At 72.2% G+C, this 14,090-nt stretch carries 11 protein-coding genes; 3 read left to right on the top strand and 8 right to left on the bottom strand.

The features are described 5' to 3' along the window. Positions 1-153 precede the first annotated feature (153 nt). The 3 genes from ACFQ6N_RS35210 to ACFQ6N_RS35200 all read right to left on the bottom strand — a co-directional run bounded on the left by ACFQ6N_RS35210 (position 154) and on the right by ACFQ6N_RS35200 (position 2,257). The gene (locus ACFQ6N_RS35210; protein ID WP_380657971.1) at positions 154-504 is read right to left on the bottom strand and encodes a 5-carboxymethyl-2-hydroxymuconate Delta-isomerase; all 351 of its coding nucleotides are present in this window, start codon (positions 502-504) and stop codon (positions 154-156) included. 150 nt (positions 505-654) lie between these two features. Then, positions 655-1,047, bottom strand: a complete 393-nt coding sequence (locus ACFQ6N_RS35205; protein ID WP_380657970.1) for a ribonuclease domain-containing protein — start codon at positions 1,045-1,047, stop codon at positions 655-657. A gap of 136 nt (positions 1,048-1,183) precedes the next feature. Beyond that, positions 1,184-2,257, bottom strand: a complete 1,074-nt coding sequence (locus ACFQ6N_RS35200; RefSeq protein ID WP_380657968.1) for a phosphatidylinositol-specific phospholipase C domain-containing protein — start codon at positions 2,255-2,257, stop codon at positions 1,184-1,186. Between the two features lie 335 nt (positions 2,258-2,592). Here ACFQ6N_RS35200 and ACFQ6N_RS35195 point away from each other — a divergent pair, with 335 nt between their 5' ends. After that, positions 2,593-3,237: a dihydrofolate reductase family protein gene (locus ACFQ6N_RS35195; RefSeq protein WP_380657966.1), complete on the top strand. Its 645-nt coding sequence runs from the start codon at positions 2,593-2,595 to the stop codon at positions 3,235-3,237. A 116-nt stretch (positions 3,238-3,353) separates the two neighbouring features. Here the strand turns inward: ACFQ6N_RS35195 and ACFQ6N_RS35190 are convergent, their stop codons facing one another. Together ACFQ6N_RS35190 and ACFQ6N_RS35185 are read right to left on the bottom strand one after the other, a co-directional pair. Beyond that, entirely contained in the window at positions 3,354-4,232 is an 879-nt protein-coding gene (locus ACFQ6N_RS35190; RefSeq protein WP_380657964.1) for a geranyl diphosphate 2-C-methyltransferase, read from the bottom strand. A 57-nt stretch (positions 4,233-4,289) separates the two neighbouring features. Then, positions 4,290-5,747, bottom strand: coding sequence for a family 2 encapsulin nanocompartment cargo protein terpene cyclase (locus ACFQ6N_RS35185; protein WP_380657973.1), 1,458 nt, complete (start codon positions 5,745-5,747; stop codon positions 4,290-4,292). Between the two features lie 394 nt (positions 5,748-6,141). On the opposite strand from ACFQ6N_RS35185, the gene ACFQ6N_RS35180 reads away from it, so the two are divergent. Beyond that, positions 6,142-8,346, top strand: a complete 2,205-nt coding sequence (locus tag ACFQ6N_RS35180; RefSeq protein ID WP_380657963.1) for a germacradienol/geosmin synthase — start codon at positions 6,142-6,144, stop codon at positions 8,344-8,346. 147 nt (positions 8,347-8,493) lie between these two features. On the opposite strand, the gene ACFQ6N_RS35175 is transcribed toward ACFQ6N_RS35180, so the two are convergent. From ACFQ6N_RS35175 to sph, 3 genes are all read right to left on the bottom strand, one after another. Then, on the bottom strand, positions 8,494-9,717 hold the full coding sequence (locus ACFQ6N_RS35175; RefSeq protein ID WP_380657962.1) for an RNA-guided endonuclease InsQ/TnpB family protein: 1,224 nt from the start codon (positions 9,715-9,717) through the stop codon (positions 8,494-8,496). Positions 9,718-10,038: 321 nt separating this feature from the next. Beyond that, positions 10,039-10,857: a thioesterase family protein gene (locus ACFQ6N_RS35170; RefSeq protein WP_380657961.1), complete on the bottom strand. Its 819-nt coding sequence runs from the start codon at positions 10,855-10,857 to the stop codon at positions 10,039-10,041. Between the two features lie 193 nt (positions 10,858-11,050). Beyond that, entirely contained in the window at positions 11,051-12,028 is a 978-nt protein-coding gene (sph, locus tag ACFQ6N_RS35165) for a sphingomyelin phosphodiesterase (protein ID WP_380657959.1), read from the bottom strand. Between the two features lie 331 nt (positions 12,029-12,359). Here sph and ACFQ6N_RS35160 point away from each other — a divergent pair, with 331 nt between their 5' ends. After that, positions 12,360-13,907 carry a Na+/H+ antiporter gene (locus tag ACFQ6N_RS35160; protein ID WP_380657958.1) on the top strand — a complete coding sequence of 516 codons (1,548 nt, stop codon included), beginning with the start codon at positions 12,360-12,362 and terminating at the stop codon, positions 13,905-13,907. Positions 13,908-14,090 lie beyond the last annotated feature (183 nt).

Genomic DNA, 14,090 nt, shown 5'->3' with positions numbered 1-14,090 from the left:
GGGCACGGTGCGGGCCGCGGGTTCCGGGTGCGCTACGGAGGCCCCCGGGCACGACGAGGGCGCCCCCGGGCCCCCCGGTTCATCGCCGGGGCGCACGGGAGCGCCGGTGCGTCACCTGCCGGTACGCCAGCCGCCGGTGCGATCAGCCGCCGGTCAGTGCCCGGGGTGGTGCACGAAACGGTAGGTGTCGCGGTCGAGTTCGGTGACCTGCACCCCGAGGGCGGCGGGCCGGCCGATCCGGGACCGGAGCACGGCGAGCACCCGGTCGGTCAGCGCGGCGCGCTGCTCGGCGGTGCGGCCGGCCAGGATCTTCACCTCGACCAGGACCACGGACTCCCCGGTCGTGCCGTCGCCGACCCGGTGCCCGGCGGCGGGCCGGAAGAGGGTCTTGCACTCCGCCACCGTGGTGTCGATGACCTCGGTGACGGCCCGGTGGAGCTCGTCGGCGAGGCCCGCCCGGTCGAAGTCGAGTTCGGCCGAGTGGTCGACCAGGATCTGCGGCACGGGAACCTCCGGAACGTCGGGACGGTACGGCGCCGACGCTACCGCGCGCCGTCGCCCGGCCTGCGGACGGGGCCCTTCGAACGGGCCCCTGGACGGCGGAGCCCCGGCGCGGGGTGCGGGCGCCGGGGCCGGGGTGGTGCGGCTGCCGGGTCAGCAGCCGAAGTCCACCTTGCGGAAGGTCGCGTAGTGGTCGGCGGTGTAGTAGTCCTCGTGGTACTGCTTGCCGGTGATGATGCGGCGGGTGCCGCGGGTCGGGGCGCCCGGGGTCACCACGGTGTACTCGTGGTAGTAGCCGTACGACTGCGAGGGCAGCACGCGCTCCTTGTTCTGGAACACGACCCCGTCCTGGCTGTACGGGAACGGCCCGCCGGAGGCGATCAGGTTCAGGGTGGTGTGGGCCTGCGCGGGCAGGGCCGACAGGCACACCGAACCGCTCACCGCGGCGTGCGCCTCGGTGGCGACGGCGATCGGCGCGAGGGTGGCCAGGGCGACGGTGGCGGTGGCGGCGACGCGGGTCTTCCACGCGCGTAGAGTTCGGGTCATGACAACCAGCATGGCGACCGTCCGGGGCACCCGGAAGCCCTGATCCGACTCTTCATCTCCGGTCAACTCGACGTATCCGCAAGAGACTTGAGCCGGTCGACGGGCACCCGGGCGTCACCCGGCCGCCACCCCCGGGTCAGCCGCGCGTCAGGACCAGGGACTGGACGGTCGGGAGCCTGCGCCAGTCGCTCGACACGATGCTCGCGTGCGCCGCGGCCAACTGCTCGGCGCGAGCCCGCGCCTGGTCGGCGGTCGGGTCGGTACCGCTGATCGCCGGCGCGACCTTGTGGGCGTCCGTCATCACCAGCAGGTAGTGCGCGCGGTCGTACCAGTCGGTGTCGATGCCGTTGACGAAGGTGGCGGCGTCGCCGTCGAAGACCACGAACCACGGCCGGATCGAGGCGTCCGCGCCGGTGTAGCGGGTACGCGGGTCGCCGGCCGCGGCGCCCAGCACCGACGGGAAGACCTGGGCCTGGCCGATCCGGCCGGCCGCCGCGAGGTCGCGCAGGTGCCGCCCGTACTCGACGTCGGTGTGCAGGGTGTCGAACGGGTTGCCCAGCTCGACCGTGCCCGGGATCGCGTACAGCAGCACCTTCCCGGCCAGCGCCGAACGGCTCGGCCAGACGCCCGCCCGCACCGCCTCGTCGAGGCTCGCGTACGAGCCGCCGCCCGGCTTGGCCAGCAGGTCGGCGGGGCGCAGCACGGCCGGGCCGAGGTGCCGGGCGATCAGCGCGTCCAGCTGGTCGGGGCCCATCCCGAGGTTGGCAGAGAAGCCCGGCTTGAGCTCCAGCTTGACGACCAGCGGCCCGGCCCCCGGGTGCGCGCCGAGCCAGACCCGGACGTCGTCCAGGCAGTTCTCCAGGTTCTTGTTGGTGCCGCCGCCGTACAGCTGCGCGGGGGTGCTCGCGGCCGTGCAGTTGTTGCTGTTGCCGAGCGGGTTGGAGTGGCTGACCTTCCACTCCTTGGTGATGACGTCCGGCCAGAGGTCCAGCTCGATCATCCCGGTGCCGGTGTCCAGGGCCTGCGCGAGGAACGGGAAGGCGGCCGGGTCGTAGGTGTTGTGCAGGCCGACGGTGGTGGCCGAGCCGAACGGCAGGTCGCCCGGGCCGCTCGGGGCGGCGTCCGCCGGGACGGTCGCGACCAGCGCGGCCGCGCCGGCGAGCAGGCCGGTCGCCAGGAGTCCGGCGAGGGTGCGGCGGCGTGCGGTCATGGGAACCCCCCGAGGTCGGAACGTGCCGGCCGCCCTGCGCCGGGCGGCCTGACGGAGCATCGCCGACCCGGGCGTGCAGCGCGTGAAGAAGGCACGACAATAGCGTGACGGCTGCACCGCATCTCCCCCGGTCCCCTGCTCCCCGTCCACATCCGCCGCACCGGGCCCGTTCCGTCACGCCCGGCCCGTTCCGTCATGCCCGGCCGGTCCCGTCATGCCCGCCGCCACGCCCGTGGTGGTCACGGAGCGTCAGGGTGTCGTACCCCCGGGTTAGCGTGGGTCCGCGAGCAGGGTGCGGGCCGTCCGCACCGAGGCACGAGCGGCGGAGGAAGCCGATGTCCCTGGTCCGGGTCCACAACTTCTCGATCTCCCTCGACGGCTACGGCACCGGCGAGGGGCAGAGCCTCGACGCGCCGTTCGGCCACGCCGCCGACCGGCTGCACCGCTGGTTCTTCCACACCCGCACGTTCCGGCGGATGCAGGGCCAGGAGGGCGGCGACACCGGGGTGGACGACGAGATGGCCCGCGCCTGGGGCGAGGGCATCGGGGCGGAGATCATGGGCCGCAACAAGTTCGGCCCGCAGCGCGGCCCCTGGCAGGACGAGGAGTGGAAGGGCTGGTGGGGGCCGAATCCGCCGTTCCACACCCCGGTCTTCGTGCTGACCCATCACCCGCGCCCGACCGTGGAGATGGAGGGCGGGACGACCTTCCACTTCCTCGACGCGACACCCGAGGAGGCGCTGCGCCGGGCCCGGGAGGCGGCCGGCGGCAAGGACGTGCGGATCGGCGGCGGGCCGGGCACCGTCCGGGCCTTCCTGGCGGCCGATCTGGTCGACCATCTGCACGTGGTGGTGGTGCCGGTCGTGCTCGGTCGGGGCGAGCCGCTCTGGGCCGGGCTCGAAGGGCTGGAGGAGCGCTTCCGCGCCGAGTCGGTGGCCGGTGCGAACGGCGTCACGCACCTCGTCCTCACCCGGCGGTAGCCCGTCGGCGGGCACGGACGACGGCGGCCTCCCCACGCCTGCGGGGAGGCCGCCGTCATGCGTCCGGTCCGGTCGGGCCTGATCCGGTCGGAACCGGTCCGCTCAGACCGGTCGGGTCAGACCCGGTCGGCCGCGATCAGCACGTACTGGAAGGAGCCGTCCTTGTAGGACTCGATGAACGCCTCCTCGATGCCGGTGACCAGCGAGGTGGTGTTGCGCAGCTCCCAGTAGGGCAGCGTGTCCGGGGTCAGGTCGATGACGGCCTGGGGCACCAGGCGGTTGTCGGCCATCGCCCGCAGGTACTCACGGCGGGAGTGGATGTTGCACTCGAAGTGGGCGTTGATCTGCGAGACCCACTTCGACGGCTGGCCGTAGCGCGGGTTCCAGCACCCGGTGATGGTGACGTACCGGCCGCCGACGCTCAGCACCCGGGAGTGCTCGGCGAACAGGTCGTGCAGGTCGACGTACATGCTGGACTCGTTGTTCCAGGAGCCCGCGGCCGAGCCGGTCTCCAGCGGCATGGCCAGCATGTTGGCGACCCGGGAGCGGACGAACCCGCCGATGCCGAGCTCGGCGGCGCGCTTGTTGCCGAAGTCGGCCTGCTGGGTGGAGAGGGTCAGGCCCTCGACCCGGCAGCCGAAGCGCTGGTGGGCCATCACCATCGAGCCGCCGCGGCCGCAGCCGGCGTCCACCAGGGTGCCGTCGGCCGGGATGTCGCCGAGGTGGTCGAGCAGGACGTCGGCCTGGGCGGACTCCAGGCGGTGCAGCTCGGCGATCACCTTCTTCTCGCGCTCGCTGTCGGCCGGGTCGCCGATCGCGGCCTGGTCGATCTCACCGATGCCGTAGTGGTGGTGGTAGAGGCCGTCGACGTCGCCCAGGCGCAGGTTGACCGGGCGAGCCTCGTGGTCCCAGTAGCGTGCGATGTCACCCTGGTAGGGAGTCGCCGGGCCGGGGATGGCGTTGCCGGAGGCGGTGAGGTCGTCCGTCAGGGACATGGGTCAACTCCAGATCTCTTGCGAATGGTTACCGGGAAGTGGTGCCGCCGGGGGCGGTCACCAGAAGTCGGGCAGGGTGTAGCGGTAGGTGTTGGTCTGGTGCCAGTGGTGGTTGCCGTCGAGCCACGCGGACACACCGCGCAGGAACCGGACGAGTGTCGGCACCGGGCAGGCCACGGCCAGCGCGGCCGCTTCGGCCTCGAAGGCGAGCATCAGCTCGTTGTGGACCTCGACGACCTTCAGGTAGGCCTCCTGGTGCGAGACCCCCTCGCGCTCGGAGATCACCACGGGCAGGTTCAGGTGCAGTCCGGGGCTGGACAGCTCCTTGTTGTACGAGTACAGGTCGTTGACGATCGTGGTGGCGTTGCCGGCCAGTGCGATCACCCGCTGCATGGCGGGCAGCGCGTGCAGTTCGGCGGGCAGCTCGTAGCCGCCGACGGTGTCCGTGATCGTCGGACAGGGGCGGAAGTTGTTGAACTGGCGCATGGCCAGGTACTCCCACACCTCCGGCACGTGGTGCGTCTCGTCCCAGGCCGCCTCGGCCAGGTACCCCAGGTGCAGCCGCGCCATGTCGTGCCGGAAGCGGTCCGACTGGGAGGGCGTGGAGGCACGGGTGAAGTACTGCATCGCCGAGTGGTACGCCCGCCGGGGCGGGTCCGCGGACAGCGATGCCTCCCAGGCCGGGTGGTACTCCGACGTGGTGTGCAGCGGGTCGAGCGCGGTGTGCGCGAGCAGCAGGCGGCTGCCCAGGCCGATCGGCGAGCCGCCGAGGTCCTCGCAGTAGGTGTCGTCCACCGCGTTCTCGGCGACCATCAGGCGGGCCGCGATCATCAGGTGGTCGACGCTGGGCGCGTCCGGGTGGCAGGCCACCATGTAGCGCCCGGTGGAGAACCCGTCGAAGTCCTTCTCCCACTCCGGCGGGTAGAGCTCGATCTCGTCGATCGCCCAGGCCTTGATCTTCAGGCTGAGCGCCTCCACTCGGGCCGGGTCCGGCTCGGCGATCGGGTGGTGGTACAGGCCGGGGACGGGGTCTCCGGCCTTCGGCTTGCCGCCGCTCGGCCGCGCGGAACCCCCGGCCTGCGCGGGGAACGCCGGCCCGGGAACGTGCAGCCCCGGAACGTGCAGCCCCGGGACGTGAAGTGCGGGGACCTGCAGTCCCGGGACCTGCGGGACGGCGGGCTCGGGCACCGAGACGGTGGGGACGGGAACAGCGGGGACGGAGACGGCGGGAGCGGTGTCCTGTGGTCCGGGCACCTCGGGCGCCGACACCTCGGCCTCGGGCACGTCCGGTGCCGACGGCGCGGGTACCACGGGTGCCTCGGGCACCTCAGGCACCTCGACCCGGGCCGTGAACTGCAGGCCCGAGGTGCCGAGCCCGCTGGGCCCGCGCAGGATCCGCTCCAGGGCGGTGGTGTTCGCGGTGGTGTTCATCGACCCACCACCGGGGCGGGCGTACGGTCGGGCGGTGTGTCCGCCCTGCCGCGCAGGGGCATGGGAGCCTCCTCTGAGAAGGATCGCACGATATGACGGATCGTCATCTCACCCGTCATCAAGGGGACTCCATGCGGTGGGCCCCCGTCTCGCTCGGTTCCCCACCGTAGGCGCGAAGGTCCGTTCCGGAACGCACCGGACGATCTTCTACACCCGATAGAGTGAACGTTCATGCTGACGGCGTTCGGGTGCGCCCCTGTCATGCATAGGCCCGCCCCGTACTTTGGCGCCCCAGCCCCGAATCCGCCGGGCCGACCCGCCCGCTGCCGCGTCAACCCGGCGCCCACCGCCCGTGTCCCGGTCGCACCGGCCGCGTTGGGACGTTCGTGGCAGGGGTTGTTCGAATACGGATAGCCGACCGGCAGCCGCCTGCCACCTGTTGCCCACACACATCCGTACTTCCCGAAAGGATCGCGCAGTGGCAGCGATCTCGATGCCGGACTTCTACATGCCGTGGCCGGCCCGGCTCAACCCCCACCTGGAGACGGCACGGGCGCACAGCCTGCTCTGGGTCCGCGAGATGGACATGCTCGAACCCGTCTGGGACGAGGAGCGGTTCACCGCGATGGACTTCGCGCTCTTCGCCGCGTGGACGCACCCCGACGCGTCGCCGGACGAGCTCTGCCTGATGAGCGACTGGTACATCTGGGGCTGGTACGTCGACGACTACTTCCCGCAGACCTACACGGCGGCCGAACAGCTCGGCTCCGCCAAGGAGTACCTCTTCCGCCTCCGGGGCTTCATGCCGACCGACGGCGCCCCCTCCGGCCACACCCCGGAGAACCCGCTGGAACACGGACTGGCCGACCTCTGGTCCCGCACCGCCCCCGGGAAGTCGGAGCCGTGGCTGCTCCGCTACGTCGAGGTGATCCAGGACATGGCCGAGGAGGCACTGCGCGAACTGTTCAACCTCGCCCGCGGCGGCGACCGCGTCCTCGACCCGATCGAGTACCTCGAGATGCGCCGCTCCGTCGGCGGGATCCTCTGGTCGGCCCAACTGCTCGAACACGCACTGGGCCTGGAACTCCCGCCGCGCCTGCTCGGCGAACGCCCGCTGCACCTGCTCAACGCGGCGTTCGCGGATTCCCAGGGCTTGCAGAACGACATCATCTCCTACGAGATCGACCTCGCCGAGGGGAAGGTCAACAACGCCGTGACGGTCGTGGCGCACTTCCTCGGCTGCGACACCGACGAGGCCGTCCGGACCGTCGACGACCTGGTCACCGACCGGCTCCACCAGTTCGAGCACTCCGTCGTCACGGAGCTGGAGCCGGCCTTCTCGGAGTACCGGGCGACCCCGCCGGAACGGTCCGATGTGCTGCGCTACGTCCAGGGCCTCAAGGACTGGATGGCCGGCAACCTCCAGTGGGCCCTGCGCCCCGGCGGCCGCTACCTGCCGGCGGACTCCGCCGCGCCCGCGCCGGCACCCGGGCCGGCACCGTTCTCCCTCACCCCGACCGGCCTCGGCACCGCCGCCGCCCGCCTCGGCCTCACCCGCGACCGGCTGGGCCTTCGCACCCGGAGCTTCTCGCACATCCCCCGGCTGCCCTGCGAACAGATGGTGCTCCCGGAGTTCTACATGCCCTTCCAGGCCCGGGTGAACGGCGGGCTGGTCGCGTCCCGCGAGCACTTCCGGGACTGGGTCCGCGACACCGGGATGCTGGACGCGCCCGGGTTCGGGATCTGGAGCGAGGAGACGGTCGACGCCGCGGACTTCGGGCTGCTCGGCTCACTCACCCACCCCGACATCGCCCCCGACGCCCTGAACCTGATCACCGACTGGTACGCCTGGGGCGCACTGCTGGACGACTACCTGCTGGAGGTGTTCAAGCGCCGCTACGACCTCGCCGGCGCCCGGACCTTCCTGGACCGGATGGCGCTGTTCGTCCCGGTGGACACGCTCACGATGCCGGTGCCGATGAACCCCCCGGAGCGGGGCCTGGCGGACCTGTGGTCCCGGACCGCGCCCGCGCTCTCCCCGGACGTGCGCCGCACCCTCTCGGCCGACCTGGTCTCCCACGCCCGGTCGGCGGTGTGGGAGGTCGCCAACCTGATCCAGAACCGCGTCCCCGAGCTGGTCGACTACGTCGAGATGCGCCGGGAGACCTTCGCGGTCGGGGTCATGGTGGACCTGATCCACCACACCTCGGGGCTGACCGTCCCGGAGGCCGTCCTGCGCAGCCGCCCGATGCACCGGCTCGCCACCGCGATCGGCGACTGGTCGGGCTGGCTCAACGACATGGTGTCGTACCAGGTCGAGATCGAGTACGAGAACGAGGTCAACAACGGAGTGCTCGCCGTCCGGCGGTTCCTCGGCTGCGACCTGCCGCGCGCGGTGGAGGTGGTGAACGACCTGCTGACCGCGCGGATGCGCGAGTTCGAGCACATCGCGCGGACCGAACTCCCGGCGCTCTCGGACGAGCTGGGGCTCGACGCCGACGAACGCGCCGCCGTGGCCGGGCACGTCGGGATCCTCGAGGACTGGGTCGCCGGATTCCTCGGCTGGTTCCTGCGGTCGGGCCGCTACACGGACTTCCGCACCCGGACCACCCCCGTGGCCCAGCTGCACCGCGGCCCGGTCGGGCTCGGCACCGCCGCCGCCCGGATCGGCGTGAGCGGCTAGGACCGGTGGCCTAGGACCCGGGACCGGCACCCGATGAGCCTGCGGGCCGAGGCGGAGCGCCGCCTCGGCCCGCACCATGGACGAGTTGATCTTCCCCTGCTTCGAGAAGTAGAAGTGCCAGTACTGCGACTTGACTTCCTCCCCGCGCTAAGGCGCGGGGATTGCGGCCCCGCGCGTGCGCGCGGCCGATGGTTGGCGTTTCACAGACCGCCTGACGGCGAGGTCTCCACGCCCTGACACCACATGCCCTGCGGCGTTAAGGATGTTCTTCGCGGCGTTCACGTCGGCGTGGTCCTTGTGCCCACAGGTCGTGCACTGGAAGTCCGCTTGGCTCTCACGGCTCTTCGGGTCCACGTGCCCACAGACACGGCAGGTCTGCGACGTGTACGCGGGATTTACCAGCACCACACGAGTGCCGGTGGTGCGCGCCACATTGCGCAGCGCAAGCTCCAACAGGTGCCATCCCTTGTCACGGATGGCCCGGTTCAGTCCGGCCTTCTGGCGGACGTTTCGGCCAGGCTGCTCGACCGTCCCGGCCGCGCTGGCAGTCATGCTGCGGATGCGGAGGTCCTCCAGCACTACCACCGCGTTGCGGGTGGCCAGGATGCTGGCGGTCTGGGCACAGAAGTCCGCCCGCCGGTCGCGTGCCCTGGCCGTGATGACGTTGATCTTCGCCACGGTCGTGCGGCGGCGGTTACTGTCGGGCCGACAGCGGGCAAGCTGCTGCTGCAGGCGGCGTAGTCGCCGCATCTCCCCGATCGTCGCGTACCTGCGATCACGGAATTCTCCGTCACTGGTGGTCGCGGCGACGATGACACCCCGGTCCACACCAATCGCTGTGCCCGGCATCGCGTGCCGTTCCGGCGTGGTCTTTCCATCCTCCACAAGGAACGAGACGAACCAATGGCCTCCCTGCCGGGTGACAGTCGCCGCCCGCACCTCACCGCCGAGCGGTCGGGACCAGCGGAACCGTGCCCATCCAAGCTTCGGGAGTTTCGCCCGTCCCCACTTCCGTCCAAGGCGTTCGACGGCGATGAGGCTCCCGGCAGGGAACCGAACCGACGGGGACCAGCGGGTCTTCGACCGCCACCGGACCTTGAACGTGCCGTGCTCCCTGCACGCCCGATCCAAATCCCGCAGGGTCTGCTGCAACACGTGCGACGGTGCGACGGCCAGCCAGGGGAACTCTCTCTTGGCCTCCACGAGCTCAGCGGCCTGCGGCACGTAGTTCATCCACGCACCGCGCCGCCGGTACTCCCTGCGCTGTTCAAGAGCGGTGTTCCAAACCGCCCGGCAGATGTCACCGAACGCCTCGCACAACACGACTTGCTCAGCTGTGAGTTCAAGCCGGTACCTGCGGCCGGATAGCATCGTGGAAAACCCCCATCAGTTGCCACGACCAACATAAACCAAGCCACTGACAACGCGACGGCCTGCGCTGTGCCGCGACTCCGGGCCAAGCCAGGTGGTCCTCTCGGTCAGCTCCTTCATGGACTCGCTGCCTGGCTGAGCCCACGCCTCGACGGCGCCGCCCCGAGGGGTGACGCCGTCGAGGGGGGTGGGGGTCAGAGGCCGGGGAGCGTAGGCCGCTGGGTCGCGCCTGGACCGCCGAACGGCGGCGATGCCCCGGGAATCCAATCCTTTCGGGGGATCACTGCCGCAGCGGCTTGACAGGGCCGACCGCGCGGCCGGTCAACCAGCCTGCTGCGGACGGACGGTGAGGATCTGCTCGGCCCGGCCCACCGGCCCCCGCTCGTCGTGCAGCACGGTGCTGGTGACGCCGTGGCCGGCCGGGCCGAAGCTGACGCTGGTGTCCAGGCCGGTCCAGCGGCCCTCGGGGCGCCGGTGGAAGTGGATCGTCAGGTCGGTGTTGGGGAACATCCACTCGGTGGGGGCCTGCCGGACGGCGATGCCGTTGGCGGTGTCCACCAGGGCGACGAAGGAGGCGTGCGGGCCGCTGGGCTCCCCGGCGACGAGGTCGACCGGGGTCGAGAGCCAGGCGGCGGCGCGGCCCGGGGCGGTCTCCCGGCGGCGGACGTCGATGGAGGCGATGTAGCCCCCGCCCCACAACCCGCGCATCGTCCAGGGCTCGAACTCCTCGGGCGCGGGGAGTCTCTCGTCGTGGGTGCCGGCGACGGCGGTGGTGTCGAGTTCGGCGAGGAACCAGGCGCGGGCCCGGACGACGGCGCGTTCCCCGATCACCACGGTGGCCTCGACCAGCTCGATGGTGCGCCCGGGCCGGACCGTCTCGACGGTGACCTCGAACTCCTCCAGGGCGATCAGGCCGAGTATGTCGAAGCTGACGCGGGCCAGTGCCAGGCCCGCGCCGGGCCGGCCGTCCCGGTCGCGCTCGGCCCGGTAGCGGTCGATCGCGTGCACGATCAGGCCGCCGAGCGGGCTGAAGTGCTGCTCGTCGGGGTGCCAGGCGCCCTGGGCCTGGAGGGTGGGCTTGTAGCGGTTCTCGCCGGTGCGCTGGTAGTAGCTGTCGGGCGCGGCGATGGGGGTGGTCACGTGCGCTTCTCCTCGGGCCGATCGCTGGGCACCGGGCGGCCCCGCCGGGGTACGACGGCGCCGACCTCGGCGTTCAGGATCGTAAGGGGCCGAACCGCCTCCGGGGCGTGACGGTGACGCATCGCACACCCGGCTCCGAGTGCGCGGGCCTCGTTACGCGGGCCTCGTTACGCGGGCCCCGGTGCCCGGGCGCTCAGTGCGCGGCGAGCGGGTAGTGGTCGGAGAGGTCGGTGTAGGTGTAGCTCTTGCCCCAGCTGCTCACCGTCCAGGGCGCGCTGTGCGCCCGGAGCACCTGGTTGGTGTACTGCTGCGGGCGGGCGTGGTCGGCGCGGTAGAGGACGTAGTCCAGGTCCTCCTTGGGCTCGCCCGGGTAGCGGTAGGCGGCGACGGAGTTGTCGACGGTGTCGAAGGAGTACGGCCAGCCGGTCCGGGCGGAGGCCGGGGCGAGGTTGCCGTTGGCCAGCAGGGCCTGGTACTCGGAGCCGTGCGAGTCGATGTTGAGGTCGCCCGCGACGAGGACCGGCTCGTCGGCCGGGATCCTCTTGCCGTCCAGGAAGGTGCGCATCGCGGTGAGCTGCCTGGCCCGGATGTCGGCCGCCTGGCCGGTGGAGCAGCCCGAGTCGGTGGACTGGAGGTGGGTGCCGACCACGTGGGTGCGGCGGCCGCCGACGTCCAGCACGGCGTAGGCGAAGCCCTTGTTGGACCACCAGTCGGAGCCGCAGGCGTCCTTGTAGACGTACTGCTCCTTGTGCAGGATCGGCCACTTGCTGAGCAGGGTGACCCCGCCGTCCTCGGGGGTGGTGGAGCTGTAGCTGCCGGAGGTGGCGTCCCAGCCGGTGGTGGAGCGGCCGACCACGGGCGTGTGGTACGGGTAGGCGGCCGAGGCCTTGGCGGTGAGCGCGTCGGAGGCCGCGTTGTCGAAGGCCTCCGCCAGGACGACCACGTCGTGGCCCTGGAAGAAGTCCGCCGAGGCGATCGCCTGGGCCCGGTACTGCTGGCCCCAGTTGGGGTAGAGCGAGGTGCTCATCAGGAACACGTTGTAGGTGAGCACGTCGAGCGGGGGCGCGGTCGCCGGCGCGCTCTCGGCCGAGGCGGGGGTGGCGCCGAGGGCGGCGATCACGGTGGCGGCGGCGCCGGCGGCGAGGGCACGGCGGACGGACGACAGCGGCATCTGGGCTCCGTGGGACATGTCGTGGACCCGTCGGGTCGCGGGTGTTGTGTATCCAACTTGGCCGTCGGCACGATCCGCAAGACGTCGGGCGAGCATTCGGTTAACTCGTCGGTAACTCCGTGGTGCGCAGCGCCCGGTGAGCGAGTGACGGAAGGTCATCGGACCTGCGCCGGACGGTGCCCGGGCCCGCTCCGCCCGCACCCCTGCCGGTCCGCGCAAAAGGGCCGATAAGATGACCGGCGGTGTGCCGGGAAGTCTGGTCGGCTCGGGGGACGACGGCGGCGATCCGAGCCGCGGGCGACCCCGATGGCGCGATGGGTCGTTTCTGCAGATGCACGCCGTGGGGATCGTTCTCGTCCTGGTCGTCCTGGCCACCAGCGTGGCCACCTTCGCCCGCCGGTGGCGGGTGCCCGCCCCCTCACTGCTGGTCCTGGCCGGGATCGGCGTCGCGCTCGTCCCCGGGGTGCCCGCCCTGCACGTACCGCCGCAGGTGATCGGCACGGTGGTGCTGCCGCCGCTGCTCTACTCCTCCGCCGAGGAACTGTCGCTGCGCGACCTGCGCGCGGTCTGGCGGCCGGTCACCGTCCTGTCCTTCGGCCTGGTCTTCGCCTCCGCCGCCGCGGTCGGCTTCGTCGCCGTCGCGGTCGCCGGGCTGCCGCCCGCGACGGCCTTCGTCCTCGGCGCCGTCCTCTCCAGCACCGACCCGGTGGCCGTCACCGCGCTCGGCCGCCGCCTGGCGCTGCCCGGGCGCATCCAGGTGCTGGTGCAGGCCGAGAGCCTGTTCAACGACGCCACCTCGCTGGTGCTGTTCAAGGTCGCCGTCGGGATAGCCGTCACCGCCGGCGGCGCCGTCGACCTCCCCGGTGCGGGCGGCGAGCTGCTGCTGCTCGGCGGGGGCGGCAGCCTGGTCGGCGCCGTCGTGGCCGGGCTGGTCCGGCTGCTGCGCCGCCGGACCACCGACCCGGTGCTGGAGACGGTGATCGCGCTGGTCACCCCGTACGCCGCGTACGTGCTCGCGGAGTCCGCGCACACCTCCGGCGTCACCTCGGTGGTGGTCGCCGGGGTGCTGCTGGGCCGCTCCGGGCACCGGCTCACCGACGCCCGCATCCGGCTGCAGCTGCACGCCGTGTCCGCGGTGGTGGTGTTCCTGCTGGAGAGCGTCGTGTTCGGCATCATCGGCCTGGAACTGCCCGCCCTGGTCCGGGACCTGCCGGCCGGCACCGGCTGGTGGCCGCTCCAGGCACTCGCGCTCGCGGCGGTGCTGATCGCCGTCCGGGTGCTGTGGACGCTGCCGCTGACCCGCGCGGTCAAGCCCAGCCGGGGCGGGCTCTCCTGGCGGGTCGCCGGGGTGGTCACCTGGGCCGGCACCCGAGGCGTCATGCCGCTGGCGGCCGCACTGTCCATCCCGCTGCTCGCCGAGGACGGCGGCGGGCTCGCCGGGCGACCGCTCGTCCTGGTGCTCACCACCTCGGTCGTCGTGCTCACCCTGGTGGTCCAGGGCCTGACCCTGGCCGCCGTCGTCAACCGCTCCGGCCTCGCCCTGGAGCCCGAGCACACCGCCCGCGAGGAGGACGAGGCCCGCGACGAACTCAACCGGGCCGCGCTCGACCACGTCGAGGCCCTGACCGAGCTGGAGGCGGTACCGGACACCGCCCTCGACCGGGTCCGCCGCGCCCTCACCGCCCGCCTCGACCGCACCCCCGGGGCGCCGGACGGCACCACCGCCGACGCCGCCTACCGCCAGCTGCGCCGGGAGGTGATCGCCGTCCAGGACGCCCGGCTTCACGCCCTCTACGAGGAGCACCGGATCAGCGACACCACGCTGCGGCTGCTCCAGCGCGACCTCGACCTGGAGCAGGCGGCACTGGGGCGGGGGTGAGCACCGCCCGGCCGACCCGAGCCCCGGTCCCGCCCCTGATCCCGCCCCCGATCCGGCCCCCGCCCTACCCGGCGCCGCGGGCTGCGGTCACACTGTCGCAGGCACGGGAACAGGCACGGCGGCGGGGCCGACAGCGAATCCGACGGCGGGAACCGCACCGAGCCCGCTCCGGGCCCGGAGAGT

Origin of the sequence: Kitasatospora sp. NPDC056446 (assembly GCF_042796115.1) — a bacterium.
In the GTDB taxonomy this organism is placed as follows: Bacteria; Actinomycetota; Actinomycetes; order Streptomycetales; family Streptomycetaceae; genus Kitasatospora.
This window is presented reverse-complemented; position numbering and strand designations above follow the sequence as displayed.

What these genes read in the sequence shown, in the direction of transcription:
- ACFQ6N_RS35205 (WP_380657970.1), bottom strand. Translation starts at nt 1,047, where the DNA reads ATGACCCGAACTCTACGCGCGTGGAAGACCCGCGTCGCCGCCACCGCC.
- ACFQ6N_RS35200 (WP_380657968.1), bottom strand. Translation starts at nt 2,257, where the DNA reads ATGACCGCACGCCGCCGCACCCTCGCCGGACTCCTGGCGACCGGCCTG.
- ACFQ6N_RS35195 (WP_380657966.1), top strand. Translation starts at nt 2,593, where the DNA reads ATGTCCCTGGTCCGGGTCCACAACTTCTCGATCTCCCTCGACGGCTAC.
- ACFQ6N_RS35190 (WP_380657964.1), bottom strand. Translation starts at nt 4,232, where the DNA reads ATGTCCCTGACGGACGACCTCACCGCCTCCGGCAACGCCATCCCCGGC.
- ACFQ6N_RS35175 (WP_380657962.1), bottom strand. Translation starts at nt 9,717, where the DNA reads ATGCTATCCGGCCGCAGGTACCGGCTTGAACTCACAGCTGAGCAAGTC.
- sph (WP_380657959.1), bottom strand. Translation starts at nt 12,028, where the DNA reads ATGCCGCTGTCGTCCGTCCGCCGTGCCCTCGCCGCCGGCGCCGCCGCC.
- ACFQ6N_RS35160 (WP_380657958.1), top strand. Translation starts at nt 12,360, where the DNA reads ATGCACGCCGTGGGGATCGTTCTCGTCCTGGTCGTCCTGGCCACCAGC.